This window comes from Nonomuraea insulae, assembly GCF_042656245.1.
Genome location: NZ_JBHSPA010000018.1, coordinates 127,858 through 151,486, shown reverse-complemented (window position 1 = coordinate 151,486; position 23,629 = coordinate 127,858). Strand labels below are relative to the sequence as shown.

Genomic DNA, 23,629 nt, shown 5'->3' with positions numbered 1-23,629 from the left:
TCGGCCCGGGTGCTCAACCCCGCAGCAGCGTGTCACCGTTGCGGCCGATACCGGATTGCAGCATGCGAATGGTGTTCAGAGCTTCGCGGGTGCGTTCCGCCTCCTCGCTGAAATACCGCATCGAGAGCTGCTGGCCCCGGTCCTCGGCGGCGCGGTGCATCCGTTCGAGCACCCCCAGCCGCTCCTCCAGCCGCTGCATCGCCACCCACAGGGCGCGCTCGACGGCGTCCGACTGGGCGCTCATCATGCTTTCCCGCGACCAGGCGTGGCCGACCTTGCAGAGGTAGCGGCTGGTGGTGGCGCCCTTCTGCTCGTAGATGGGACCGTCGCACTGCGGGCAGCTGAAGGCGATCAGCTCTCCGTCGGGCACGCCGAGCGAAGGCTCCTCCCGTAGGAACTGGTCGATCTCCCGCCGCATCTCGCTGTCGTACGCCTGGCCCTCCGTGCCCACAGGAGCACGGCTCCGCCGCACGATCCACCCGGCCAGCTCGCGCACGCGCAGCGCCGGCGCACCCGGCACCGCCGCCACGGCGGCGCTGGGCATGCCGGGAAAGGCACACTCCTGGAGATCCTGTACGGCGACCGCGCCCCCATGCCTGCTGATCGCCTCGCAGCCCTTGGCCCCGTCGTCCAGCGTGCCGCTCAGCACCACGCCCGTGGCCCGCGACCCGGCGTCCAGTGCCGCGCTCATGAACAGCGGATCGGCGGCCGGACGGTGCCCGTTGTGCTGCGGGCCCCGTGACAGGCGCGTCCTGCCGTCGCTCAGGAGCAGGTGGAAGTCGGGGCGGGCGACGTAGACGCGGCCTGGGCGCACCCTCTCCTTGTCCTCGGCGGGAGCGGCCTTGAGCGGCCCGGCCCGGTCCAGGATGTTGGCCAGCACGCTGCTGCCCTGCGGCGGCATGTGCAGGACCACGAGCACCGCCGCGGGCAGATCCGGTGGCAGTTCCCTCAGCAGGCCGCGCAACGCCTCGACGCCGCCTGCCGATGCGGCGACCACGACCACACCATGAGCTGCCGTCCCCATACCTTCACCCCTGTCCGGGAATGGGGTTTCCATACTTGAAAGTGCCTTTTCAGGAAGGAAGGTGCGGTCCTGCCGGGTGCGCGCCGTCGAGCCCCACGACCGCGCGTGCGTCGGAAAGGCTCTCGCGCATGGCTCTCAGGTTGTCGTCGCAGCGCTGGCGGACCGTGAGCAGCACGCTGCGGGCCCTGGCCGTGGTGGCGAGCCGCCGGGCCAGTGTCTCGTTCTGGCGGGCGACCTGCTCACGGAGCGCGCGCGACTGGTGGATGATCGACGGCACCGAGCCGGTGTCTGGAGCCACGCGCCGTTCTGTCGCGGGTTTGCCAGGTGACGGCTGGGGCCGCGGCTTGATCCGGTCGCGGACGACGGGCGGGTCGCGGGGTATGGGACGCATACGCGGCAGATGACGGCGCCTCGACGCACGGGAAGCCGGCGTCTGATACTCCTCCATCCCGGTGTCCGCCAGGGCCTCGGCCATGCTGTCGAACACCGGGAGCGCCGCCTTGGCCTGCTCGCTCATCAGCGAGATGAGGCGGCGCAGCGGCGGTTGGGCCTCGGCCACGGCCAGGTGGCCGTCCTTGGCCTGCAGGGCCCTGTGGGTGATCGAGAGTTGTTCGAGGCCGGTCAGGTCACAGAACCAGAGGTCGCCCGCGGCGACGAGCACGTACTTCACCGGCGAGGCCGGCAGGGGATCGAGGAACGCGGACAACACGGGCCGCGTCGTCGAGTCCAGCTCTCCCGTCAGCGCGATCACCAGTGTGGCGTCGCTGACCGGAACGAGCCGTACCGACAGTTGCATCATCGTGAGCCCCTCCATCTGGCCATCGCATCGGCAGGTTCGACTCCAGGCCATCTTCCCTCTCAGCCGCCGAAAGGACCAGACGCTTCGCCATCAAGGGGGTTGGGCAGGCTCGTCCAGCTGTCGCCGGGGGGCGCGTCCGCCAGCCGGGCGAGCAGGTGGGCCTTGACCGGGATCCGCTCCCCGAAGAGGGCCTCGCGGTCGGGCAGCGACTGGGACGCCCGGTGTGCGGCGGCGGCCACGACCCCCCAGAGCCCGGCCTCCAGGGTCCTGTCGCCCTGCCCGAACAGACCGATCAGACTGCCGAACGTGGTGCCGACCAGCGAGCCGAAGAGCTTGGCGCGCAGCGCCTCCGGGTCGTCGGTGAGCAGCCTGGGGCTGACCGGCGGGACCTCGATGCCGTGGCGGGCCAGCCTCGCGGGGCTGATCCTGATGTCGGCCAGGTCCCGGTAGACCAGCCGGTGTGGAAGCCCGCTCCCGTCCAGCTCGACCAGCAGGTTCTGGCCGTGCGCCTCCAGTGCCACGCCGAGCGCCAGCAGGCCCAGCGCGTTCGGCAGGGCCAGCCGGGCGAACGCGGCCAGCCAGGCGGCCGGGTCCGGCACCATCGCCAGGGTGACGGCCGCCACGGGGATCCCCGGCGTGGGCTCGCGGAGCATGACCGACAGGTCGGCACTGTGTTCCCCCAGGGCCCCGGCCAGGTAGCGGGCGATGCGCAGCCCGCCGCCGCAGCGGGCGGCCACGGTGGTGAGCAAGTGGGACAGGGGGACGCAGTCGCGTACCGAGCCGGGGGAGATGTCCCTGATGCCCGAGGTCATGCGCGTGGTGAAGGCCGTCTTCAGGTGCGGGCCGCCGTCGAGCGGGGCGAGGGTGCGTACGGACATGAGCGGCCGCGCCGGGATGGCCCCCGTGGCGTACGGACGTGTGCGCAGGACGTGCCGGGTCTGCCAGGGATGCACGGGCAGCAGCAGCCGGTCGCCGTCCATGAGGGCGGCCGGCCACGGGCCCCAGACCTGGTAGTCGCGCAGCGCCACCAGGTCGAGGCGGACCGTGGGGCGGTGCTCCGGCATGTAGGCCAGTTGCTCGGCCACGGAGACCCCCGGCCGGTTGCGGCACCCCGGGTGGTAGGGATGGCCGTCCACCACGCTCTGCTCGTAGTCCTCCGGGGACGTGCCGGGCATGGGGGAGGCGCCGGCCCTGGAGAGCGCCAGCGAGGCCACGCTGTTGTCGAGGTCCTCGACCAGCCGGTCCGTGCCGGGCAGGTCGAGGGCGGCCAGAAGCTCGGCGGGGTGCGTGTGGGGCCGGCCGTCCAGCCAGAGCGCGGGTTCGACCCCGAGGTCGTACGGCCGCCGCTCCCGCCCCGTCACCTCACGCCCGGCGGCCAGCAGCACCCGGGCGGGACCGGGGGTCGTGAGCCCGGGGAGCGGTTCGTACAACAACCCCCGCCAGAGGCGGGCCAGGACGGCGGCGCGGGCGCCCGGGAGCGCTCGCGCGTACCGGGCGGAAAGGTCGGGACGCACGAGGGCCAACTCCTCGGCGAACTGCGCCTCCGAAAGCCTCATATTTCCCATCTTTCCCAGGAACATGCCTGGTAGCTACCCGGTGGGGCACCAGCGGGGACAAAGGGTAGGAGTAGGTCGCCATGGCATCTACCGACGGCCTCCTCCCGCCTCCGGGGCCGGAGCCTGAGGCATCGGCGCTCGCGGTGACGGCGCTGCTGAACTGTCTGGTCCGGGAAGTGGCCCGGCCGGCCGGATCCGGCGTTCTCCAGCTGCCCACGACCGGGCACGTGCTGCGTACCGATGGCACGCGCTTTCCCACCGCGCCCGCCCTGCTCACCCCGGACGGCTGGTGCCCGCTGTCGCTGCCCGAGCTGGTCGCGCTTACAGCCGCCGAGCTGCGTGCGGGCACCGGGGTCGCCAACGACGTGCTGCCCGCCGAGATCCTGCACAGCAGGGACGTCACGGCCGCCCTGCTGGCCGCCAGGCGGGACACCGTGCCGCCGGCCGACCTGTACCTGCGCTCGGAGCAGGCCCTGGTGGCCGGCCACCGCTACCATCCCGCGCCCAAGGCCCGTGGCGGGGGCGGGCCGGAGGCGTGGCTGCCGTACTCGCCGGAAGCCCGTGCCCGCTTCGCCCTGCCGCTCCTCGGCGTGCCCGCCGAGGACCTGGTGGAGTGGGGGGACACCGGAGCGCTGGACCGGCTCGGCGACGCGGACGGCCTCGTCCCGCTGCCCGTTCACCCCTGGCAGGTCGAATTGCTCGGCGACCTGCCGCCGCTGGGTGTCACGGAGGCCACGGCGGTGCCCACCGCGTCGATCCGCACGGTGTACCTGCCGGAGGCGGACCTGTTCTGCAAGTTCAGCCTGGACGTGCGGATCACGAACGACGTACGCCGCCTGTGGCTGCACGACCTGCACCGGCTCCCGCTCGTCGCGGCGCTGGTGGACGTGGCCTTCGACGACATGCCGTACTGCTTCCCGCGCCCCGCCGTGCTGCGCGACCGGGGTTACCGCGCCGTGGAACGGGACGGGGACGGGGGCGAGGCGCTGGCCGTGATCGTGCGCGACGGGTTGCGCCGGCACCTGCGTCCAGGGCTGACCGCGCTGCTGGCGGCGGGGGTAAGCGAGGGGTTCGACGGCAACCCGCTGGACGATCTGGACGAGGACGGGATGCTGGTGTGGTGGGAGCGGTATTTGGAGCACGTGGTGCCGCCGGTGTTGCACGCGTTCCTGCGTCATGGGGTCGTGCTCGAATGCCACCTGCAGAACGTGCTGGTCGCTGTGGACGGGCGTGGGCTGCCCGCGCAGGCGCTGTTCCGTGACCACGAGGGCGTCAAGCTCGTCGCCGAGCTGGGAGGTGTGCGGGCGTGGGAGCGGCTGGTGTACTGCCTGGTGACCAACAACCTCCTGGAGGTCGCGGGAGCCATGACGGAGCGCCGTCCCCGGCTGCGCCACGAGTTGTGGGCGCGGGCCAGGGAGTTGTTCGCCGCCGTCGGCAAGGAGTACGGCGATCCGGCGGAGGTGCGTGACCTGCTGGCCGCCACGCACGTCCCGGCCAAGGCCAACCTGCTGCTGCGCTGGCTGGAGGCCGACGGCGCGGCCATGCGGTGGGTGCCGATCCCCAATCCGCTGCGGCCCTTCCTGTAAAAGACCAGCTCAAACCACATATTACGGAAGTTATGGACGTCAGGTCCGTGGGTAGCGAGGCGCTATGTACTCGCTGTTTCCACTGGAGCGGCCATGACGGCGCTGATCGGCGGCGTACGCCGGATCGCGGTGTTGCGGGCCAACGCGCTCGGCGACTACCTCATGGCCGTGCCTGCCCTGGAGGCGCTCAAGCGGGCCTACCCAGGCGCCCGCCTGACGTTGCTGGGCACCGCCTGGCACGCCGAGTTCCTCACCGGACGGCCGGGGCCCGTGGACGACGTGGTGGTGCTGCCGCCGATCTCCGGCGTGTCCACCACCGCGATCGGGCGGGCCGCGCCCGAGGGGTTGTGCGAGGAACTGCGGGGGCGCGAATTCGACCTGGCCGTGCAGATTCACGGGGGCGGGCGTTTCTCCAACCCGTTCATCCGCCGGATCGGCGCCAGGGTGACCGCGGGGATGCGTGCGCCGGGGGCGGAGAGCCTGGACCGCTGGGTGCCGTACACGGACTATCACCACGAGACTCTGCGCTTCCTGCAGGTCGCCGCGCTGGTCGGGGCGGTGGACGGCGGGCTGGAGGCGAGCGTGGCGATCACCCCCGCCGACCGCGCGGAGCTGGCCCGCGCGCTCGGGCGACCACCGGCCGGGCTGGTCGCCGTGCACCCGGGCGCGACCGACCCCCGGCGGCGCTGGCCGGTGGAGCGCTTCGCCGAGGTGGCCGATCTGACCGGCCGTCCCGTGGTCGTTACCGGTACGCGGGAGGAGAAGGACCTGGTGATGGGCGTGGTCGCGGCGATGCGGCGGCCCGCGATCCCCGTCGTGGGGGCGCTCGGCATCGGCGGGCTGGCCGCCCTGTACGAATGTTGCGACCTGCTGATCGCCAACGACACGGGCCCGCGCCACCTGGCCGCCGCCGTCGGGACGCCCACGGTCGCCGTCTACTGGTGCGGCAACCTGATCAACGCGGGACCGCTCAGCAGGACCGAGCACCGGCCGCTGATCTCCTGGACCACCGCCTGCCCGCGCTGCGGCGCGGGCGGCGTGGACCCGGGCGCCGAACGTTGCCCCCACGACGAGTCATGGGTGGGCGACGTGTCGGCGGACATGGTGATGGAGCAGGTCGAGGACCTGCTCTCCGGACCTCATGGGGGGAAGACGGAATGACTGACCACGCGGTGATCCACGAGCTGAGACAGGCCATCGACGAGGTGTTCGAGGGGCGTGAGCGGGTGGCGATGCGGGAGGTGTACTCACAGGTCTCCCGACATGTGGGCGTGCCCGCCGACCTGCTGACGCACCTCAACGAGCTGCCCGAGGGCGCCTACAACAGGCGTGAGCTGACCGAGGCCATCAACGGCGTGATCATCCGCAGGGGCGAGCAGGACAGCATCGGGCTGCTGCAGGAGCCGGACGACGAGGGTCCCGATCTGATGCGGTAGAGGTCGCATAGCGGGGGGCGTCGCGGGCGTCTGAGAGGGTGAAGTCCATCCCCTTGGAGGTGACCGTGGACGCCGCGGACGAGCAACGTTTCCGCGAGTTCGTCGCCGCTCGGTCTCCCGCGCTCATGCGGCTCGGGTTCCTGCTCACCGGCGGGGACCAGCATGCCGCGGAAGACCTGGTGCAGACCGCGCTGGCGAAGCTGGCGGGCAAGTGGCGGCGGGTGGAGACGCCTGAGGCGTACGCCAGGCAGATCATGTACCGGCAGCAGATCAGCTGGTGGCGGGCGAGCGTACGGCGGGGCGAGGTGGTGCAGGCGAGCCCGCCCGAGCGCGAGGAGCGCGACGCGCACCACCAGAGCGAGCTGCGCATGGTGCTGCGCTCCGCGCTGGCCAGGCTCACCGCCCGGCAGCGCGCGGTCCTGGTGCTGCGCTATTTCGAGGACCTGCCCGAGCAGGAGGTGGCCCGGATGCTGGGCTGCTCCGTCGGCACCGTCAGAAGCACCGCGCACCGGTCGCTGGCCCGGCTGCGCGACCTCGCCCCCGAACTGGCACAGGCACTGGAGGTGGCCACGTGACCCGACTGCTGCGTGAGGCGTTCGACGAATGGGCCGACGAGGTCAGGGTGCCGCACGACCTGGCCGACCGGGCGCTACGGAGGCGCGCCTGGAAGCCCGTCGGTGCGGCGGTGCTGGTGATGGCCATGATCGCGGCCGTCGCCGTGTTCGTAGGCGGTCAGCCCGAGTCCGTGGTGCGCCCGGCCGACGCCCTCACCCTGCCCGCCCGGCCGTCCCCCGCCCCCACGGACGTGCGGACCGACACCGAGCACAGCCCGCCGACCAAGCTGATCGCCGCCGGGGGCTATGCCGTGTCGGCGTACTACGTGACCAGCCGGGAGCAGGAGCGGGTCCGGCGAACCTGGTCGCTCTACGACCCGCGCACCGAGGGCTACGAGCAGACCTCGTACGCGTGGGTGGATGCCGCCCCGGGGCTGCAGGCCGCGGCCGTGATCGACGGCGACCTGCTCGGGAACCGGGTGGGCGTCATGGACATGAACACCCGCCAGATTCTGAAGTGGTTCGACCTCGAGCACTCGGTGGGGTCCGTCGTCTGGTCACCGGACGGCACCAAGCTCCTGGCCACCGCCTACTCCAGCTATCCGGACCTCCGGCGGGCCGATGGCCCGTCCACGCAGCGCGTGCCGGAGAGCCCGCGCATCGGCTACTACATCATCGATCTCCAGACGGGCGAATCCTCCTTCCACGACCTGCCCGCGATGAAGGACATCGAGCCCGGCGAAGATCCCCGGCCCTTCAACGTGAACGGCCGCCAGGACCTCGGCTGGAGCCTGGACGGCACGATGATCTGGGAACCCACGGCCACCCAGCCCGACAAGGTCTTCCACACCCTCGACGGTCAGCCACGCGAGGCGCCCGAGGGGGAGCGGTACGCCGAGCATTCGCCGATCTCGGGCACCTCACCTGACGGGCGGCTGGTCCTGGGCGGCAGCGGGTTGCCGACGAAGATCACCGAAGCCGCGACCGGCAGGGTCGCCGGACAGCAGCGGGTCCTGCAACTGCACGCCTGGGCGGACGACGACAACGTCATCGCGCTGGGCTGTGCGGGCAAGTGCGAGAACGAGTTCAACGCCGGCCTCGTGCTCGTCAGCGTGGACGGCTCCAGGACGACCCAGCTCGCCGCCAACTTCGACAGCAACAAGGACGGCGCCTGGCGGTGGGTCCTGACCCCCAGATAACGCCGGACGGATGAACCGGGCGTTGTCCTGAGGCAGCGACCCGCCGGGACGGATGACCGGGCGTTGCCTTGAGGCGGCGACCCGGTCAGCTCTTTTTTGACCGATCGTTCTTGATAATGCTAGCGTGCTCGTCGTGGCAAGGACCAAGGAGTTCGATCCCGACGCGGCGCTGCAACAGGCGCTGGAGCTGTTCTGGGAGCGCGGTTACGAGGCGACCTCGATGGCCGACCTCGTGGAGCGCCTCGGCGTCGCGCGGGCGAGCATCTACGCGACGTTCGGCGGCAAGCGCGAGCTCTACCTGAAGGCGCTGGAGCGCTACCTCGAACAGAACAACGCCATCGAGCCGCTCTCCCAGCCCGGCCCCGCGCTGCCCGCGATCCGTGGCCTCTTCGACGCCTACGTGGCCGAATGCCTGGCCGACGAGCTACGGCGGGGCTGCATGGTGGTCAACACGGCCGTGGAGTTCGCCGGCCGCGACGCCGCCGTGCTGGCGAAGGTCGTGGTGAGCTGGGCGGGGCTGGAGACGGCGCTGGCCGGGGCGCTGATCAGGGCGCGTGCCCAGGGGGAGATCCCGGCGGGCAAGGATCCTGAGGCGCTGGCCAGGTTCCTGCTCGTGCTGCTGCAGGGCATCAGGGTCCTCGGCCGCGCCGACCCGGACCCGCGCAGACTGCGCGACGCGGTCGATCAGGCCATGATCGCCGTCCAAATTTAAGAACGATTGGTGTAAAATAATGTCAGTACGTTTCGCAGAACCCTCCGCAGAAGCAGGACCCCCCGCAGAGCCGGGACGTTTCGCAGAACCAGGATCCTCCATAGGGTCGGGACGGTTCGTGGGCAAGGTCGTGCTCGTCACGGGCGCGAGCGGCGTCGTCGGGCGGGCGGCGGCGCTGGCGTACGCGAGGGAGGGCGCGGCCGTCCTCGTCGCCGGCCGCGACACCGCGAAGCTGGACGAAGTCGTGAAACTGGCCGAGGAGAACGGCGGCCGGGCCAGCGCCTTCCCGGTGGACCTCACCCGCTCGACCGAGATCGCCGCCATGGTCGAGGCCGCGGTCTCCCGCTACGGCGGCCTCGACGTCGCACTCAACTCGGCCGGCATCTTCGGCACGGTGGCCCCGCTGGCCGACTACGACGAGGACATCTGGGACGACGTCGTAGCGACCAACCTCAAGGGCGTGTTCCTCTCGATGAAACACGAGATCGCCCACATGCGAGCCCACGGCGGCGGCACCATCGTCAACGTCTCCTCCAACCTCGGCGCCCACTGGCGGCTGGCCGGGGCGAGCGCGTACGTCGCCTCGAAGGCCGCGGTCAGTCACCTGACCCGCACCGCCGCCCGCGACCACATCGCCGACGGCGTCCGCATCAACGCCATCAGCCCCGGCCCCATCGACTCCCCGATGTCGATGCGCCCCGGCGAGACCATCGACGACCGCGACGAACGCATGAGGGGCGCGCTACCGATCGGCCGCGTGGCCACCCCGGACGAGATCGCCGCCGCCGCACTGTGGCTGTCGTCCCCGGAGTCGAGCTTCGTCGTCGGCGCCGACCACGTGATCGACGGCGGCGCCACCGCCTGACACCGAGGTCAGGCGGCTTGACCGGTCAGAACGTCGCTCGGAGCCGCCGCCGCAGCCGGCACCAGGTGCCGGGCGTCCTAAGGGACAGGAGGAAGAGGACCATCACCGCCGAAACCAGCGCAGGCCACGGGTTGCCCGGGGCGGGGATCACACCGAGCCAGATCAACGGCCGGATCAACAGCCCGACTTCCAGCCAATCCCTCGTCATGATGCCGCCGACCACAAGGAACACGGCCACACATCCATAGCCGACGAGGACCGCCACCACCCAGCGCACCACCGCCCAAGCCGACACGACGGGTTTCTCGTCGGCGGGGCCCATCACCTGGCCGGCCATCAGCACCAGCACGGCGGCGACCAGAAAGCCCACGCTCGTGCTCGACCCCAGCCGGCTCCCCACGTTCGCGAACCAATGGCCGCTGAGCACCGGCACCTCACCGCAATACTCCGGATCGACATACAACCAGGTGAGCGAGCCGAGAATGGCGGACAGCGCGAGAACCGCCGCCACCCGCCGTCCCGCCACCGCCGACCGCCATTGAGCCATCCCCACCAGCACCACAAGTACGGGGACGGCCCAGCACATGGCGAGCCACAACACCAGTTGGGCATCCGCGCGCAACGCCAGGACGAACTGCTCCCACACCGTCGGAACCGGAACGAACGAGGCGGGACAGAAGGAGAACCACCCAACCTCCAACATGGTGCTCCACAGCCGCCATGTCGCGAACGCGGCGGCACAAAGGGCCGCCAGCCACGTGGCCAAGGCTAATCGTGACAAGTCGATCTCCCCTTTTCGCGAACCCTATCGGCGGGTTCAAATCGGTTTGCCGGGGGCCAGCCCGATTGGATAGAAAGCCTGCATGCTAAGCGGCACCAAGGTCGGGCTCAGGGCCCGGCACGAGGACGACATTCCGATCCTGCAGGCCGAGCTCTACGACGACGTGGTCACCCATTCGCGGGCCCAAGGCAGTCCGTGGCGGCCGATCACGCCGGGCTCGAAGGACTCGCTGCTCGTGGTGGACGACAAGGAGCAGGGGCACGTCCCGTTCTCCGTGGTGGAGCTGGACGGCGGCACGCTGGTCGGCACCGCGACGTTGTGGGGCATCGACAACCACAACCGGGCCGCGCACATCGGGCTGGGGCTGCTGCCGTCCGCCCGCGGCAAGGGCTACGGCACCGACGTGGTCGCGGTGCTGTGCCACTACGGTTTCGTCGTGCGCGGCCTGCAGCGGCTGCAGATCGAGACGCTGTCGGACAACGCCGCGATGCTGCGCTCCGCCGAGAGCAATGGTTTCGTCCGCGAGGGCGTGCTGCGCTCCTCGGCCTGGGTGATGGGCGAGTTCCTGGACGAGGTGCTGCTCGGGCTCCTCGTCCAAGAGTGGAAGCCGAACTCGAAGACCTGAGCTGCCGCCCGGCGGTCGAGGACGGGCCGCGGAGCCGACCATGGACGACCGATGGCCAGGGGCTCTAAGCGGCGCGTTCCGGCGATCCCTCCGCCGCGGACCGCCGCTTCTCGCTGCGCACTTCCTGCTCCAAGCGTTCGAACAACTCTTTCATGGTCGCACCGCACCGTACGTTGGAGAGCCTGCTGTGGCCAGGCACCAGGACGGTGCGGTACGCGATGTACCCGCCTCCGGCCCCCTCCATGATCTCCCAGCCCGGGTACTTCCCCGTCACTGACCGACCGCCAGATCGGCCCACACGACCCGACGGCCGCCCTCGACGATCTCTGTGCCGCACCGGATGCTGAGGCCGGCCACGATGCCGAGGCCCCGGCCCGACTCCTCCAGGGATGTCGCCCGGGAGGTGAAGCGCGGTTCTGTCTCGCGAGTGCCGGGGTCGATCACCTCCAGACGAACGAAACCGTCCCCGAAACCCAGCCGCACCTCCACCCAGTCACCCGGCACGTGCTGAATGACGTTGGCGACCAGCTCCGAGACGATTTGAAGGGCGTCGGATCTCAGCGTCGAATTGCAGTCGGCAAGCCAAAGTCCGGTCGCCTGCCGAGCTTGCCATGACGTTTTGTCATTTCGGCGTAGGGTCGTTTCACGCCATAGGCATTTGGCTGCTGTGGTTTCCGTCCGCACAGAATCACCGACTTTGATTGGCTATGCCGTCTTTTGGCCCCGGACAGAAGTCGAAATCACCGTCCGGAAGCACTTAACAGAGTGCCGGTCAGCCGCTAGCTTGTAATGGCTACATCACTGTCTGTATCCAGACGGAGGTGAGCGGTGCTGTCGGAGTCCTTCGAAGGGGCGTGAGATCCATGACCGAGGACACGCGGACATACGGCGAGGTATTGAAGAAGGCGCGCGATACGGCGCGTCTGTCGCAAACGGCCCTGGGAGAACTGCTCTCGTGTAGTGAGAGCCTGGTCGGACTGATTGAGCGTGGTAAGCGTATGCCGACCAAGAATTTCACACTCATGGCAGAAGCGGCACTGGGCCTCAACGGCGAGCTGTTCGAGCTTCTGCCTAACACAAGGGTCATGTCTGTGCCGAAGTGGTTCAGCGAATGGCCGAAAGTAGAAGAAAGAGCGCACACCATAAGAACCTGGCAACCGCTCGCGGTTCCGGGCCTCCTCCAGACCGCCCGCTATGCGCGGGCCATCTTCTCAGACGCACCCCAAGCCACCGAGCAATGGATCGAAGAGGCCGTCGAGACAAGGATGCGACGGCAGACCGTGTTCGAGCGCGATGAGCCGCCCTTGTACTGGGCCCTGCTCGACGAATGCGTGCTCCTGCGTCCGGTCGGTGGAAAGGAGGTGATGCGCGAACAGCTACGGCATCTGCTGAAGATGGCCGAACGACCCAACATCTCGTTCCAGGTCGTTCCGCTCGATGTAGGGGCCACTGCGGGGACGTCTGGAGGCTTCGCGATCGCCCAGGGTGACGGCATGCCGGATCATGTCAGTATCGATGCCGCAGCGCATGGCTCTGTATCCGTTCGTGAGGACATAGTGCGGAGCATCAACGTCAGGTATGACGCCATTCACAAATGGGCACACCCGGTACATATAAGCCAACGTCTAGTACGTGAGGTGGCGGCAAGGTATGGCGATCAGTGAGGAACTGCGCGCTGAACTGGAGACCGCTCAGTGGCGGAAGTCCACGCTCTCCCATGACGACGGAGGGGACTGCCTCTACGCGGCCAGGTTGAGCGGCGACAGGTATGCGATCAGAGATTCCGAGCAGCCGGACGTTCCCCCGATGATCGTGAGAGGCGGCGTCTTCCGCGCCTTCGTGGGCGGCACGAAACTCGGTGAGTTCGACTTCTGACCGGACAGATCACCCGGCCCTCGGCGCAAGGCCAGGTGCCGGGTGATCTCATGTACAGGAGGAAGAGGACCGCCACCACCGCCCACGTCGAAACCCTAGCGACGGGCTACGCGGCGCGTTCCGGCGATTCATCCGCCGGGGACAGTTGCTCCTGGCGGCGTACTTCCTGTTCCAGGTGCTCGAACAGCTCTTTCATGGTCGCGCCGCACCGTACGTTGGAGAGCCCGCTGTGGCCAGGCACCAGGACGGCGCGGTACGCGATATAACCACCCCCGGCGCCATCCATGATTCGCCATCCCGAAAACTTCCTGTCAGCCGTCATAACAACCTCCCTTCTGGCGCGACCGCCAGATCAGCCCACACGACGCGGTGACCGGCCTCGATGACATCCGTGCCGAACCCGCCACGATGCCGAGGCCACGGTCCGGCTCCTCCATGAACTCTGCTTGGATGGAGACGACATTCCCCCGATGGGTCCTGCGAGGCGGCGTCTTCCGCGCCTTCGTGGGCGGCGCGAAACCCGGTGAGTTCGATTTCTGACCCGACAGATCCCCCGACCCTCGGCGCAGACGTTCCAGCGCCGTGCTTTCCAGCCGCTTCGCAACAAGTAGCCCTGATGAAGACAGCCGAGATCGTGGACGAGTACGAGCGGCAGCACGGCACCATCAGCGAAGAGCGGATGGAGCGGGCGAGACGTCGTTGGCGCGACTCCTGAGGAATGTCCGGCAGTCGCGGATTGATCGGTCAGACCGCCACTCGAAGTGTCCGTCCCGCTTGAGAATTGCCTCTACCGAAGAGCTGAGCTGCTGAATGCAAGGCCAAGTTGAACAGCGATCAGTCTGGTTGTTGTTGTTCGGACTTACTCTTCATTTCTGCGTCGCCCCTGGGCACTGGGTGACGCCGAGCCGGGTTCAGGAGGGTCGGTGGCCGAGAGGAGGGGGGCTGTGATGGTCGTGATCCCCAGTCGGGGTGAGAACGGTTCGGGTGGCCTGACCAGTTCGATCAACTCGGCTGTTGGGCGTTCGCCGGTCCCGATCGCTACAACGTAGTCACTGGCTTGGGCCATGTTCAGGATGGGAGCGCGTCGCCGGAGGAGGCGGATGGCGGCGACCCGACCGTCCCCCAGCGCCGCACGGACTTCGGTCGCGAACGGAATGTCGCGACGAGGGTCGTTCTCAACAGAGCCGATGGGTTTGATGTGCTGCTCGTAGTCCTCTTCCCAGAGCCCGGCGACGTAGTCGGTGACTGGGATGAGATGGATGCTGCCGTCATGGCGGTCGACCAGATAAGGGCCGTTGCCGCCAAGCAGATCGCTGATGCTGCCGCTGCGGAGGTATGCCTGGGACTGATAGCTGACGATCCAGCCGAGGCGGTGCTCGGTGACCCTGGTGATCGTAAGGGGAATCGCGTGGCCGTGACGATCCACGGTCTCGCGGTCAGCACGGAGCAGTTCCTCGATCAGGCGCACGGCGTGCTCTCTGTCGATCATCGGCCCATTCTCCCGGTCAGATCCTTCCTTTACGCGTTCACGAGCTCGTCTTGAAGTCCGGCGTGACTGCCCACGATTCGGTCGGGGGAGTCGAGCCAGATTTCCTGGCCCTCGGGGGTGACCGTCATGCCGAACCGTTCGCGATTCGGCCTGCCCCAGCTCACCCACCGGAAGTACGCCTCCAGGACCTCGTCCCAGAGAGGCCGGTCGCCGACCTGGTACACCTTGTGCTCCACGGCGCCCGGTCTCCATATGGCCACCGCCCACGAATTCGGGTCGTTGGGATCGGACACCCACATCCGGAAGGCTTCCCCGTCCTCGTCGGGCTCGTCGCTGGTGCTGGAGTCCAGGCCGGTGAGCGTTGAGATGACCAGGTCCGCGCCGGCCGGTGCGTAGGCGATCGTGCGTGGGTCGACCTGCGTGGTCAGGTGGTGCTTTTCTTCCGGACCGCGCGCCGCGCATGGCTCGACGGAGCGCTGGGAGCGCATCATCATGTACGAGGCGAGGCTGGGGAAGTGGCCGATCGCGGTGCCGTTCGGGAGGACGACGAGTCGCAGCACGAAGTTGCTGTTGAAGTTGGGGCTGTACGGCAGCACGATCACCGCGCCGGGCCGGCACTGCTGGATCCAGGCGTAGGGAACGGTCCGTATCCCGCAGGTGACGTGTACCCGGTCGTAAGGGGCTCGTCCCGGATATCCGAGTGCGCCGTCACCTAGGATCAGGTTCGGGCGGGCGCCGGCGGCGGCGATGTTGTTGGCGGCCTGTTCTGCGACGGCCCTATCCACCTCGATCGAGGTGACCTCTCCGTGCTCGCCGACCAGGTGGCACAGGAGCGCACTGGTCCAGCCCGTCCCGGTGCCGATCTCCAGCACGCGCTGGCCCGGGTCGGGGTCCAGCAGGTTCAGCAGGTCTGCGACGGTGCTGGGTTGGGACGACGAGGAGGTGTAGCCGCCGGTCGCCTCCCGGAGTGGGACGGTGCCGTCGTGGAGTTGGGTGACGACGGCGGTGTCGGAATAGACCACGTCCCACCAGGTGTGGGGGTCCGCGTCCCGGTTGATCAGGTAGGCGGTGGAATCCTTCCCCGGTGTGATCAACCCGACCGGCGGGATGAACTGGTGGCGAGGCACCGCGCGGATCGCCTTCTTGATCACATCCATGATGTCCAGCGACGGACTGAGATCGTCGATCAGACGATCCATTCGAGCAGCGAGGTCCACTATTTCTTGCCGCCCTTGCCCTTGTCACTGTGCTTGCCGGATGGGCTCGGGTGATGGTCGCCGGTGCTTTCCGTAGTGCCCTTGTGCTTGTCGGGGTCGAACTTCTCGTCCTTGGGGCTGTCGGGGTTTTCGTGGCGACCCATGAGGCTCCTCCTCCGAAGTCGATCGGTTGCTGAACGTAATGATAGGTCTACTAGACGTATCTACGCCAGTGCCAATTCAAAAGAGGTTGAGCGGTGTGGTCACGACCAGGTCGAAGTAGCCCCAGCTCCCGTCCATCCAGGCGATCACCGGGCGTCCGCGGCTGTCCAGGGCCATGGTCAGGCCGTAGCCGGGGCCGTTGCGCATCTTCGTCACCGGGGTGTGCGTGCAGCGGGCTCCCGTGCAGGTGGCGATGACGATCGCGTCCTGGTCGAGGTCCTGGTAGGCCACCAGGACCCGGCCGCGCCCGTCCAGCAGCATGGCCGGGGCCATGTGGTTCAGGCTGGGGGTGGAGAGGGCGGTCGTGGTGGCCTGTGCGCATTCCCGGGTGTGGCAGTCGAGCAGCTTGATCGTGCCGTCGGTCGTGTCGCGGTAGGCGATCATGGGGCGGCCGTCGGGGCGGAGCACCATGGTGGCGCCGGCGGCGTCCTCGTTGCCGGTGAAGGGCTCGGGTCGTTCGCCGTCGGGGACCGGACGTCCCATACGTGCCTGTGCGCAGGCGGGGTCGTCGCAGGCGATCACCGAGACGGAGCCGGTCCAGTCGTCGAAGCGGAGGATGACGGGGCGGTCCTCGGCGTCCACGGCGGCGGCGAAGCTGTGTTTCCTGCGGTGCATGGAGACGGAGGTGAGCTGGGCGACCTCCTTGGTTCGCGGACGGGTGCAGACCGGGTCGTCGCAGGTGGTGAGGGAAAGGACCTCTTTGTCGTCCTCGTCGTTCCGCCACGACAGGGGGTGGAGATGGGCGACGAGCAGGCCGCCGCCCGGACGGGTGGCCAGTGCCACCATCCCGCTGCTCGCGTTCTCGACCTCGGTGATGGGACTGCCGCCGGGGGCCTGGACGCAGCCCGCCGCGTCGCACGTCAGCAGTCCGAGCCGGGAGTGCTGGTCGCCCTCATCCCCCTCTGTGGTCCAGGTCGTCAGGGCGAGGCGGCCGTCGGCCAGCCGGACGCCGGTCGAGGACCCGTACTGGTCGGCGCTGATCGGCTCGGCCCACCTGTACCGGGTCTGGGCACAGGTGCTGTCGGTGCAGGTCAGCAGCTTCGCCTGCTGGTAGCCGTCCATGAGCATGACCATGCGCGTGCCCTGGCCCGCGTATATCGCTTGCAGGTCCCACCCGCCGAGACTCGGTCTTTCGCGTCCGTCCTTCTGCGGGGGCTTCGGGTCGCGTGTCCACGAGGCGGTGACGACCGTCTCGTTGACCTCCAGCCAGCCGTACGGGTTGGTCCGCATCGCGGCCCCGTACAGGAGGCCGGGGAGCAGCAGCGCCGCGAGCACCGCGATCGCGCGCGCCGGACGGGGCCCGCTCTGGGGGAGGGTGTCGATGACCTGGTCGAACTCGGCGGTCGTGACTTGGAGGATCAGGCTGTGCAGGAACAGCCGGGCGATCACCGTCGCCTGGAACGGTGGGATGAGCAGGCCCAGGACGGTGGCCGCCACGCCGCCCACGAGGGGATCCGCCGACCACCGCACCGCCTGCTGGGCCAGCCCCGGGAAGACCAGCACGCCGAAGGCCAGGGTGAACACGGTAAACCAGGGGCGGTCCGCCGTCAGCCAGTAAGCACGTCCGAGCGCACCCCACGCGGACCGGCCCTCCAGGACCACGATCGCCACGGCCAGCAGGCACGGCATCGCGAGCAGCGCCAGGACCGCCATCACCGTGAAGGTCCAGAACAGTCCCCCGCTCCACAACAACATCCCGAACCCGGCCGCCGCGATCGCCGCGAACACCACGACGCCCAGCAGGGTGAGCAGGAGCATCGCGGGCCAGCGCCGGGCCGCCGCCCGCATCGCCCCGGACGCGGAGACGGGCCTGCCGAGTATCAGGCCTGTGGCGAGCACGATCGTGGCGGGTATGACCACGGTCTGACCGGCCAGCGAGGCGACCACTGCCGCCGCCGCCCAGATCATGAGGGGCTGCCCTGGTGTGCCGAGCAGCTCGAACTCGCCGTTGACCATCGCGGCCGATCCGTCCATCACGAAGCCCAGACCCAGGAGGGCGAGCAGGCCGATCGGCACGAACACCAGCAGGGTCGGCACCAGGAGGCGGATCAGGTGCCGGGCCGCGAAGGCGTAGGCCAGCCAGAGCACACCCTCCCGCCGCGCCTCCTCGTGCCCGGCGTCGTCAGCCGCCGCCTGGGCGGGAATCGGTGCGCCCACGGAGGCCGGCGCCTGCACGAAGGTCGGCGCCTGCACGAAGGTCGGCGGCTGCACGGAGGCCGGCGCCTGTACGGGGGTCGACGGCTGTACGAGGGTCGGAGGCTGCACGGGGGCGGGCGGCTGGACGAAGGTCGGCGGCTGTAGGGGCGCCGGCTCCGGTACGGGGACCGACTCCAGTACAGGGGCCGCCGCTTCGGCGGGAGCCGGCTTCGGCGCAGGTGAAGGACGCCGCCGCCCCCGTACACAGAACCACTCCTGCGCCGGTTCGGAGAGCAACTGGGTCAAGCCCACACCCGCGACCAACAGCCCCAAAGCTCCCCAGAGGAACCAGCCTTCGTCGAACATGGCGAGGAGCCCGCGCGCGGCGACCAACGCCTGGATCCAGACGGCGGCGCGCCGCAGGCGATCACGGCGGGTCGCGGAGAGGACGGTCGCGGCGCCCAGCACCAGCGCCGCGAGGGCCAGGAAGTCCCAGTGAACGTCCTGTGTCAGCGGCAGGAGCAGCAGCAGGGCCTGCCCGCACAGGCAGGCGGCGGCCAGCTTGACGGGCGCGGGCGCTGAGGAGACGGCGGGCATGGTGGCCTCCGGCGAAACGGTTGGAGGCCATGAGCGTAGGGTCCGGGATGTGGCTGATTGAGGGCATGCGTCGGGGTTGGCATCGGATCGAACCCGCCGCGGGCTCCGATCCGTACCCCTACGGCCCGCGCCCGGGGAGGGGTGTCGGGCGCGGGCCGGGTTCGGGAGGGGTCAGAGTTTGCTGATGCGTACCGCGTCGGCGATGACCAGTCCGGTGCCCGAGGTCCACCGGCTCACACCGACGACGTTGGCGGTGCCGGCGTTGAGGGCGAACGTGCCGATGCTACGCCAGGCTCCACCGCCCGAGCGCTGGTCGACGTACACGGTCTGGTTGCCGCTGGAGGTCGCCACGATGTACGGGGCCGAGCTGTTGTAACCGGCGTCGGCCGGATACCAGACCTCGACCTGGTAGTTGCCCGCGCTGGGGATGGTGGCCGACCACCAGGCCGGGTCGCTGGCGGCGACCGTCTCGGCGAAGCGGTAGTCGGGGCCCTGGCGCTGGCTGGAGTAGGTGGAGGTGCCCCAGTTGGCGCTGGCGGTGAACTGGCCGGAGGTGGAGTTGTCCACCGTGGTGGTCCACGAGGGGGTGCCGCCGCCACCGGTCACGTAGTTCATGTACGTGGTCCAGTTCCAGTGCGAACCCGGGTCGGTGTGGGTCGCGCCGGGCACCTCGTTGTGGCCGATGATGCCGGTACGCGTCTTCGGGATGCCGTACTTGTCGCACAGGGCGCGCGTCAGGGCGGCGGAGGACCGGTACATGGCGTCGGTGAACCAGGAGGCGTCGTTGACGAAGCCCTCGTGCTCGATGCCGATCGAGCGGTTGTTGTAGGTGGAGTTCCCGGCGTGCCAGGCGACGTCCTTGTCACGGACCATCTGCGTGATGGCGCCGTTGGAGGACTTGACCACGTAGTGGGCGGAGACCTGTGCGCTGGCGTTCTGGAACCAGGAGATGGTGCCGGCGTAGGAGCCCTGGGTGACGTGGATGACCACCCGGTCGATGTTGTAGCTGGTCTCGCGGCTGGAGACGCGGTAGTTGCTGGAGCTGGCCGCGACCCAGGCGGCCGGCGGGTAGTCGGGGCTGGCGACGGCGGCCTGCGCGCTCAGGTCGCGGGCCTTGGCCAGGTCGCCACGCTGCGCGGTGACCTCCTGCGGCTTGACCTGCACGCCGCGCGTGTCGATGCCGAGCCCGAGCCCTTCGTAGACGGCGTCGGCGTACAGGCGGGCCAGCTCAGGGGAGGTGGTGTTGCCGTACGCGGCCACGGCGGGGTACCAGCGGCCGGGGTCCTTCCTGGCGGCCTCGTCGAGGCCGAGCTTGTCGGCGTGGGCGCGCAGCACGGCCGCGCCGCCGAGGATGTTGGCCTCGTCGTCGGTCTTGAGCTGGTCGGTCTTGAGCCCGGTGAGCTCGGCGGCCTGCTCAAGCGCGTGGTTGGTCGGGTTGCTGACCAGGTGCATCACGCCGTAGCCGCCGCTGGCGCTGGGCTCGCCGTTGTGGCCGTCGAGGTGGGTCTCTGCGTAGGCGAGCGCGACGAGCAGGTCACGCGGTACGTCGTGCGCGGCGGCCGCCTTGGCGAACGCGGCGGGTAGCGGGGCCTCCTTGACCTGGGACCAGGCGGGCTGGCCTGCGGCTATGAGGAGGATGGCGAGGATCGAGGTGGCAAGAGCTGCTAATCGCGTGCGGGCGAGAGTCATAGAGGTGCTCCTCGTTCACAGGTGACGGCAGCACGCTACGGCAGCTTCTGACTCATGTCGATAATTGACATTACTGGCGAGTTAGGTGAAACTCCTCGCCGCGCGTGGCGCGTGAGAGATTGGGCCCCCTTGATGTTGTGAAAACTATTGCGCTCAAAGACGATTGCGCTGAAACTTCCCTTCGTGACCGCGCTCCTGCGTATCGTCCTGGCGGCGCTCACCGCCGCACTCGTCAGTATCGTGGCCCCCATCTCCCAAGCCTCCGCAGCCGTCTGCACACCCGACCCCGCCACTCCGAAGCGGCAGCTCCGCGCCATGTGGATCTCCTCCGTCGCCAACATCGACTGGCCCAGCCGCACCGGGCTGAGCGTGTCGGCGCAGCAGGCCGAGTTCCGCGCCTGGCTCGACCTGGCCGTGGCCAAGCGCATGAACGCCGTGGTCGTGCAGGTCCGGCCGACGGCCGACGCGTTCTGGCCCTCGTCGTACGAGCCGTGGTCGCAGTGGCTGACCGGCACCCAGGGCGGCAACCCGGGCTACGACCCGCTGGCGTTCATGGTCGGCGAGGCCCACGCCCGGAACCTGGAGTTCCACGCCTGGTTCAACCCGTACCGGATCGCCAACCACGACGACCCGTCGAAGCTCGTGGCCACGCACCCCGCCAGGCAGCACCCCGACTGGCGGTTCGCCTACGGCGGCAAGCTCTACTACAACCCGGGCATCCCGGAGGTCCGCGACTTCATCGAGGACGCGATCATGGACGCCGTCTCCCGCTACGACGTGGACGGCGTGCACCTCGACGACTACTTCTACCCCTATCCGGTGAGCGGCCAGGCCATCCCCGACTCCGCCGCGTACACCAAGTACGGCGGCTCGTTCGGCAACGTCGCCGACTGGCGCCGCGACAACGTCAACCTCCTGGTACGCGAGCTCGACCAGCGTATCCACGCGGCCAAGCCGCACGCGTCCTTCGGCATCAGCCCGTTCGGCATCTGGCGCAACTCCGGCACCGACCCGCTGGGCTCGCGCACCTCGGGCCTGCAGTCGTACGACGCGATCTACGCCGACAGCAGGCAGTGGGTCAAACAGGGCTGGGTGGACTATCTGTCGCCGCAGATCTACTGGCACATGGGCTTCTCGACGGCCGCGTACGAGGTGCTCACCGCCTGGTGGTCCGACGTGGTGCGGGGCACCGGCGTGCAACTCGTCGTCGGCCAGGCCGCCTACCGCGCGGGCGCCTCCGGGCAGGACGCCGCCTGGCAGGACCCGGCGGAGCTGAGCGACCACCTGTACGACAACCGGAAACATCCCGAGGTGGTCGGCGACGTGTTCTTCAGCGCCAAGGACGTCAAGGCCGACAGGATCGGCGCCTTCACCAGGCTCGTCAACGCCCACTACACCAAGCCGGCGCTGCTGCCCGCCCGCGGCACGGCCGCCGCGCCCGCCGCGCCCGTGATCACCTCGGCCACCCGGGTCTCGAACGGCGTGCAGCTCGTCTGGACGGGCTCGGCCACCTCGTACGCGGTCTACCGCCTGAGCGGCACGGCCGACGAGTGCTCCTTCGCCGACGCCCGCAACCTGGTCACGACGACCAGGAAGACGACGTTCACCGACACGGGCGCCACCGGATCGGCCTACACCTACCACGTGACCGCGCTCAACCGCACCCACCAGGAGAGCTCGCCCAGCGCGGGCAAACCGGTGGGCGGGGGAGGCACCGCGTTCAGCGTGGTGGTCGACAACGCCGACGCGGGAGGCTTCGCCGCGAGCACATCGTGGGGCACCTCCACGTACTCGGGGCAGCTCCACGGCGCCGACTACCGCTTCGCCGAGCCGGTCGCGGCCAGCGATCCGGCCTGGTTCAAGGCGGCCATCCCCAGCGCCGGGAGTTACCGGGTGGAGGTGTGGCATCCGGCCGACGCCGGGTACAACAGCGCGACGCCGCACATCGTGGCGGCCTCCGGCGGGAACCAGACGGTCACCGTGGACCAGCGCACGGGAGGCGGGGCCTGGCGGGCCCTCGGCACGTTCACGCTCGCCGCGGGCACGTACAACGTGGTCGGGGTGAGCCGGTGGACCTCCACGACCGGCTACGTCATCGCCGACGCCGTCCGTATCACCAGGCTCTGAGCGGCTACCAGATCAAGGGTGGGCAGATACGGCGGGTGATCGTACGATGAGGCGGTGGACGGTGCCCGTCCGCGACCGATCGACGCGGTCGCGGTCCTGGTCGCGGCAGGTTTGACGCCGGCGGTCGGCTACGCGGGCCCGAGCCTGGTGATCCTGCTCGCCACGGCGCTGCCGGTGTTCTGGATGCGCAGGGCGCCCCTCGTCGTGGCCTGGATCGGCGCGGGCACCGCGCTCGTGGTGCCCGTGCTGGCCGTGCTCGCCGTGATCCCGCTCCCGTCCGACGGCGCTGTGATCTGGCCGCCCATGTGCGCGTTCGGGGCCTATGGCGCGATGGTGTTCGCCTCCAGGAGGCCGCTCGCGCGGTGGTTGCCGGTGCTCGTCCTCGCGCTCGGCGTCCTGTGCCTGCCCGACCGGCTCCCGCTGGTCCTGCGCACCGAGGCGGTGATCGCGCTGGCCGTCGTGTACGGCCTGTACGTCTCCGTCAGGGAACGCCTGAACGCCGAGCTCGTGGAGCGCTCCGAACGGGTCGAGCGCGAGCGGCTGGCCGGCGAGCTGCACGACGTGGTCACCCACCGCGTCAGCCGGATGGTGTTGCAGGCCGGCGTGCTGGCCCTGGCCGCCGGCGACGACCGGGCCAGGGCGGCGGCCGAGGACATCCGCGCGACCGGCTGCGAGTCGCTGGACGAGCTGCGTCACATGGTGGCGTTGTTACGGCGCGGCAGCGGGGAGGGGTTCGACCTGGGGCTGCCCATGCCCGACCTGCGGCCCCTGGTGATCGACTCGGCTCGGGCCGGGGTTCCGGTGGAGCTGACGGTGGACGGCTCGCCCTCCCCCGTCGCGGGGGTGGTGGGGCGGACGGCGTACCTGGTGGTCGAGGCGGCGCTGGCCAACGTGGCCAAGCACGCGCCGGGGGCCGACGTGCGGGTCCGGGTCCTGTACGTCCGGGGCTCCGTACGGCTGAGCATCCGCAACACCGCCGGCCTGCCGGCCGCCTGGGTCACCGCCACCGACCCCGGGACCAGCCTGACCGCCCTGCGGCCCCAGGTGGAGCTGGCCGGCGGCACGCTGGAGTGCGGCCTGGAGGAGGACGGCGGCTTCCACGTCGAGGCGAGCTTCCCCGCGACCGCGAGCCTCACGAGCCGCAGCTGAGAGCCGCAACTG

At 69.6% G+C, this 23,629-nt stretch carries 24 protein-coding genes; 12 read left to right on the top strand and 12 right to left on the bottom strand.

All coding sequences use genetic code 11. The features are described 5' to 3' along the window. Positions 1 to 13: 13 nt before the first annotated feature. The 3 genes from ACFPZ3_RS15235 to ACFPZ3_RS15225 all read right to left on the bottom strand — a co-directional run bounded on the left by ACFPZ3_RS15235 (position 14) and on the right by ACFPZ3_RS15225 (position 3,379). Entirely contained in the window at positions 14 to 997 is a 984-nt protein-coding gene (locus ACFPZ3_RS15235; RefSeq protein ID WP_379514737.1) for a chemotaxis protein CheB, read from the bottom strand. Positions 998 to 1,073: 76 nt separating this feature from the next. Then, entirely contained in the window at positions 1,074 to 1,838 is a 765-nt protein-coding gene (locus ACFPZ3_RS15230; RefSeq protein WP_379514736.1) for an STAS domain-containing protein, read from the bottom strand. A gap of 44 nt (positions 1,839 to 1,882) precedes the next feature. After that, positions 1,883 to 3,379, bottom strand: a complete 1,497-nt coding sequence (locus ACFPZ3_RS15225) for an IucA/IucC family protein (RefSeq protein WP_379514735.1) — start codon at positions 3,377 to 3,379, stop codon at positions 1,883 to 1,885. 80 nt (positions 3,380 to 3,459) lie between these two features. Here ACFPZ3_RS15225 and ACFPZ3_RS15220 point away from each other — a divergent pair, with 80 nt between their 5' ends. The 7 genes from ACFPZ3_RS15220 to ACFPZ3_RS15190 all read left to right on the top strand — a co-directional run bounded on the left by ACFPZ3_RS15220 (position 3,460) and on the right by ACFPZ3_RS15190 (position 9,731). Then, a complete protein-coding gene (locus ACFPZ3_RS15220; RefSeq protein WP_379514734.1) occupies positions 3,460 to 4,965 on the top strand; it encodes an IucA/IucC family protein in 1,506 nt (501 codons plus the stop codon). 93 nt (positions 4,966 to 5,058) lie between these two features. Next, positions 5,059 to 6,126 carry a glycosyltransferase family 9 protein gene (locus ACFPZ3_RS15215; protein ID WP_379514733.1) on the top strand — a complete coding sequence of 356 codons (1,068 nt, stop codon included), beginning with the start codon at positions 5,059 to 5,061 and terminating at the stop codon, positions 6,124 to 6,126. After that, positions 6,123 to 6,401: a hypothetical protein gene (locus tag ACFPZ3_RS15210; RefSeq protein WP_379514732.1), complete on the top strand. Its 279-nt coding sequence runs from the start codon at positions 6,123 to 6,125 to the stop codon at positions 6,399 to 6,401. The genes ACFPZ3_RS15215 and ACFPZ3_RS15210 overlap by 4 nt, the downstream gene beginning before the upstream one ends. Before the next feature lie 38 nt (positions 6,402 to 6,439). After that, positions 6,440 to 6,976 (top strand): SigE family RNA polymerase sigma factor, encoded by a 537-nt coding sequence (locus ACFPZ3_RS15205; protein ID WP_379514731.1) that lies wholly within the window; start codon positions 6,440 to 6,442, stop codon positions 6,974 to 6,976. Next, positions 6,973 to 8,154 (top strand): hypothetical protein, encoded by a 1,182-nt coding sequence (locus ACFPZ3_RS15200; protein ID WP_379514730.1) that lies wholly within the window; start codon positions 6,973 to 6,975, stop codon positions 8,152 to 8,154. The genes ACFPZ3_RS15205 and ACFPZ3_RS15200 overlap by 4 nt, the downstream gene beginning before the upstream one ends. 133 nt (positions 8,155 to 8,287) lie before the next feature. Further along, entirely contained in the window at positions 8,288 to 8,866 is a 579-nt protein-coding gene (locus ACFPZ3_RS15195; protein WP_379514729.1) for a TetR/AcrR family transcriptional regulator, read from the top strand. 118 nt (positions 8,867 to 8,984) lie between these two features. Further along, complete coding sequence (locus tag ACFPZ3_RS15190; protein ID WP_379514728.1) at positions 8,985 to 9,731, top strand: SDR family NAD(P)-dependent oxidoreductase; 747 nt, start codon at positions 8,985 to 8,987, stop codon at positions 9,729 to 9,731. Positions 9,732 to 9,756: 25 nt separating this feature from the next. Here the strand turns inward: ACFPZ3_RS15190 and ACFPZ3_RS15185 are convergent, their stop codons facing one another. Further along, complete coding sequence (locus ACFPZ3_RS15185; RefSeq protein ID WP_379514727.1) at positions 9,757 to 10,512, bottom strand: hypothetical protein; 756 nt, start codon at positions 10,510 to 10,512, stop codon at positions 9,757 to 9,759. 82 nt (positions 10,513 to 10,594) lie between these two features. On the opposite strand from ACFPZ3_RS15185, the gene ACFPZ3_RS15180 reads away from it, so the two are divergent. Next, positions 10,595 to 11,137, top strand: coding sequence for a GNAT family N-acetyltransferase (locus tag ACFPZ3_RS15180; RefSeq protein WP_379514726.1), 543 nt, complete (start codon positions 10,595 to 10,597; stop codon positions 11,135 to 11,137). Positions 11,138 to 11,201: 64 nt separating this feature from the next. On the opposite strand, the gene ACFPZ3_RS15175 is transcribed toward ACFPZ3_RS15180, so the two are convergent. After that, positions 11,202 to 11,411, bottom strand: coding sequence for a hypothetical protein (locus tag ACFPZ3_RS15175; RefSeq protein WP_379514725.1), 210 nt, complete (start codon positions 11,409 to 11,411; stop codon positions 11,202 to 11,204). Then, the gene (locus tag ACFPZ3_RS15170) at positions 11,408 to 11,821 is read right to left on the bottom strand and encodes an ATP-binding protein (protein WP_379514724.1); all 414 of its coding nucleotides are present in this window, start codon (positions 11,819 to 11,821) and stop codon (positions 11,408 to 11,410) included. The genes ACFPZ3_RS15175 and ACFPZ3_RS15170 overlap by 4 nt, the downstream gene beginning before the upstream one ends. A 179-nt stretch (positions 11,822 to 12,000) precedes the next feature. Between ACFPZ3_RS15170 and ACFPZ3_RS15165 the strand changes: the two genes are divergently transcribed. Both ACFPZ3_RS15165 and ACFPZ3_RS15160 read left to right on the top strand, forming a co-directional pair. After that, positions 12,001 to 12,801: a helix-turn-helix domain-containing protein gene (locus ACFPZ3_RS15165; RefSeq protein WP_379514723.1), complete on the top strand. Its 801-nt coding sequence runs from the start codon at positions 12,001 to 12,003 to the stop codon at positions 12,799 to 12,801. Continuing rightward, the gene (locus tag ACFPZ3_RS15160) at positions 12,788 to 13,012 is read left to right on the top strand and encodes a DUF397 domain-containing protein (protein ID WP_379514722.1); all 225 of its coding nucleotides are present in this window, start codon (positions 12,788 to 12,790) and stop codon (positions 13,010 to 13,012) included. Before ACFPZ3_RS15165 ends, ACFPZ3_RS15160 begins: the two co-directional genes overlap by 14 nt. 106 nt (positions 13,013 to 13,118) lie before the next feature. On the opposite strand, the gene ACFPZ3_RS15155 is transcribed toward ACFPZ3_RS15160, so the two are convergent. The 6 genes from ACFPZ3_RS15155 to ACFPZ3_RS15130 all read right to left on the bottom strand — a co-directional run bounded on the left by ACFPZ3_RS15155 (position 13,119) and on the right by ACFPZ3_RS15130 (position 20,341). Beyond that, the gene (locus ACFPZ3_RS15155; RefSeq protein WP_379514721.1) at positions 13,119 to 13,334 is read right to left on the bottom strand and encodes a hypothetical protein; all 216 of its coding nucleotides are present in this window, start codon (positions 13,332 to 13,334) and stop codon (positions 13,119 to 13,121) included. A gap of 537 nt (positions 13,335 to 13,871) precedes the next feature. Next, on the bottom strand, positions 13,872 to 14,501 hold the full coding sequence (locus ACFPZ3_RS15150; protein WP_379514720.1) for a YrhB domain-containing protein: 630 nt from the start codon (positions 14,499 to 14,501) through the stop codon (positions 13,872 to 13,874). A gap of 29 nt (positions 14,502 to 14,530) precedes the next feature. Beyond that, positions 14,531 to 15,700 (bottom strand): methyltransferase domain-containing protein, encoded by a 1,170-nt coding sequence (locus tag ACFPZ3_RS15145; protein WP_379514719.1) that lies wholly within the window; start codon positions 15,698 to 15,700, stop codon positions 14,531 to 14,533. Positions 15,701 to 15,717: 17 nt separating this feature from the next. Then, positions 15,718 to 15,861 carry a hypothetical protein gene (locus ACFPZ3_RS15140; RefSeq protein ID WP_379514718.1) on the bottom strand — a complete coding sequence of 48 codons (144 nt, stop codon included), beginning with the start codon at positions 15,859 to 15,861 and terminating at the stop codon, positions 15,718 to 15,720. A gap of 76 nt (positions 15,862 to 15,937) precedes the next feature. Beyond that, complete coding sequence (locus ACFPZ3_RS15135) at positions 15,938 to 18,652, bottom strand: hypothetical protein (protein ID WP_379514717.1); 2,715 nt, start codon at positions 18,650 to 18,652, stop codon at positions 15,938 to 15,940. A gap of 171 nt (positions 18,653 to 18,823) precedes the next feature. Next, on the bottom strand, positions 18,824 to 20,341 hold the full coding sequence (locus ACFPZ3_RS15130) for a golvesin C-terminal-like domain-containing protein (protein ID WP_379514716.1): 1,518 nt from the start codon (positions 20,339 to 20,341) through the stop codon (positions 18,824 to 18,826). A 183-nt stretch (positions 20,342 to 20,524) separates the two neighbouring features. On the opposite strand from ACFPZ3_RS15130, the gene ACFPZ3_RS15125 reads away from it, so the two are divergent. Together ACFPZ3_RS15125 and ACFPZ3_RS15120 are read left to right on the top strand one after the other, a co-directional pair. Continuing rightward, positions 20,525 to 22,468 (top strand): family 10 glycosylhydrolase, encoded by a 1,944-nt coding sequence (locus ACFPZ3_RS15125; RefSeq protein ID WP_379514715.1) that lies wholly within the window; start codon positions 20,525 to 20,527, stop codon positions 22,466 to 22,468. A gap of 54 nt (positions 22,469 to 22,522) precedes the next feature. Further along, a complete protein-coding gene (locus ACFPZ3_RS15120; protein WP_379514714.1) occupies positions 22,523 to 23,617 on the top strand; it encodes a sensor histidine kinase in 1,095 nt (364 codons plus the stop codon). Positions 23,618 to 23,629 lie beyond the last annotated feature (12 nt).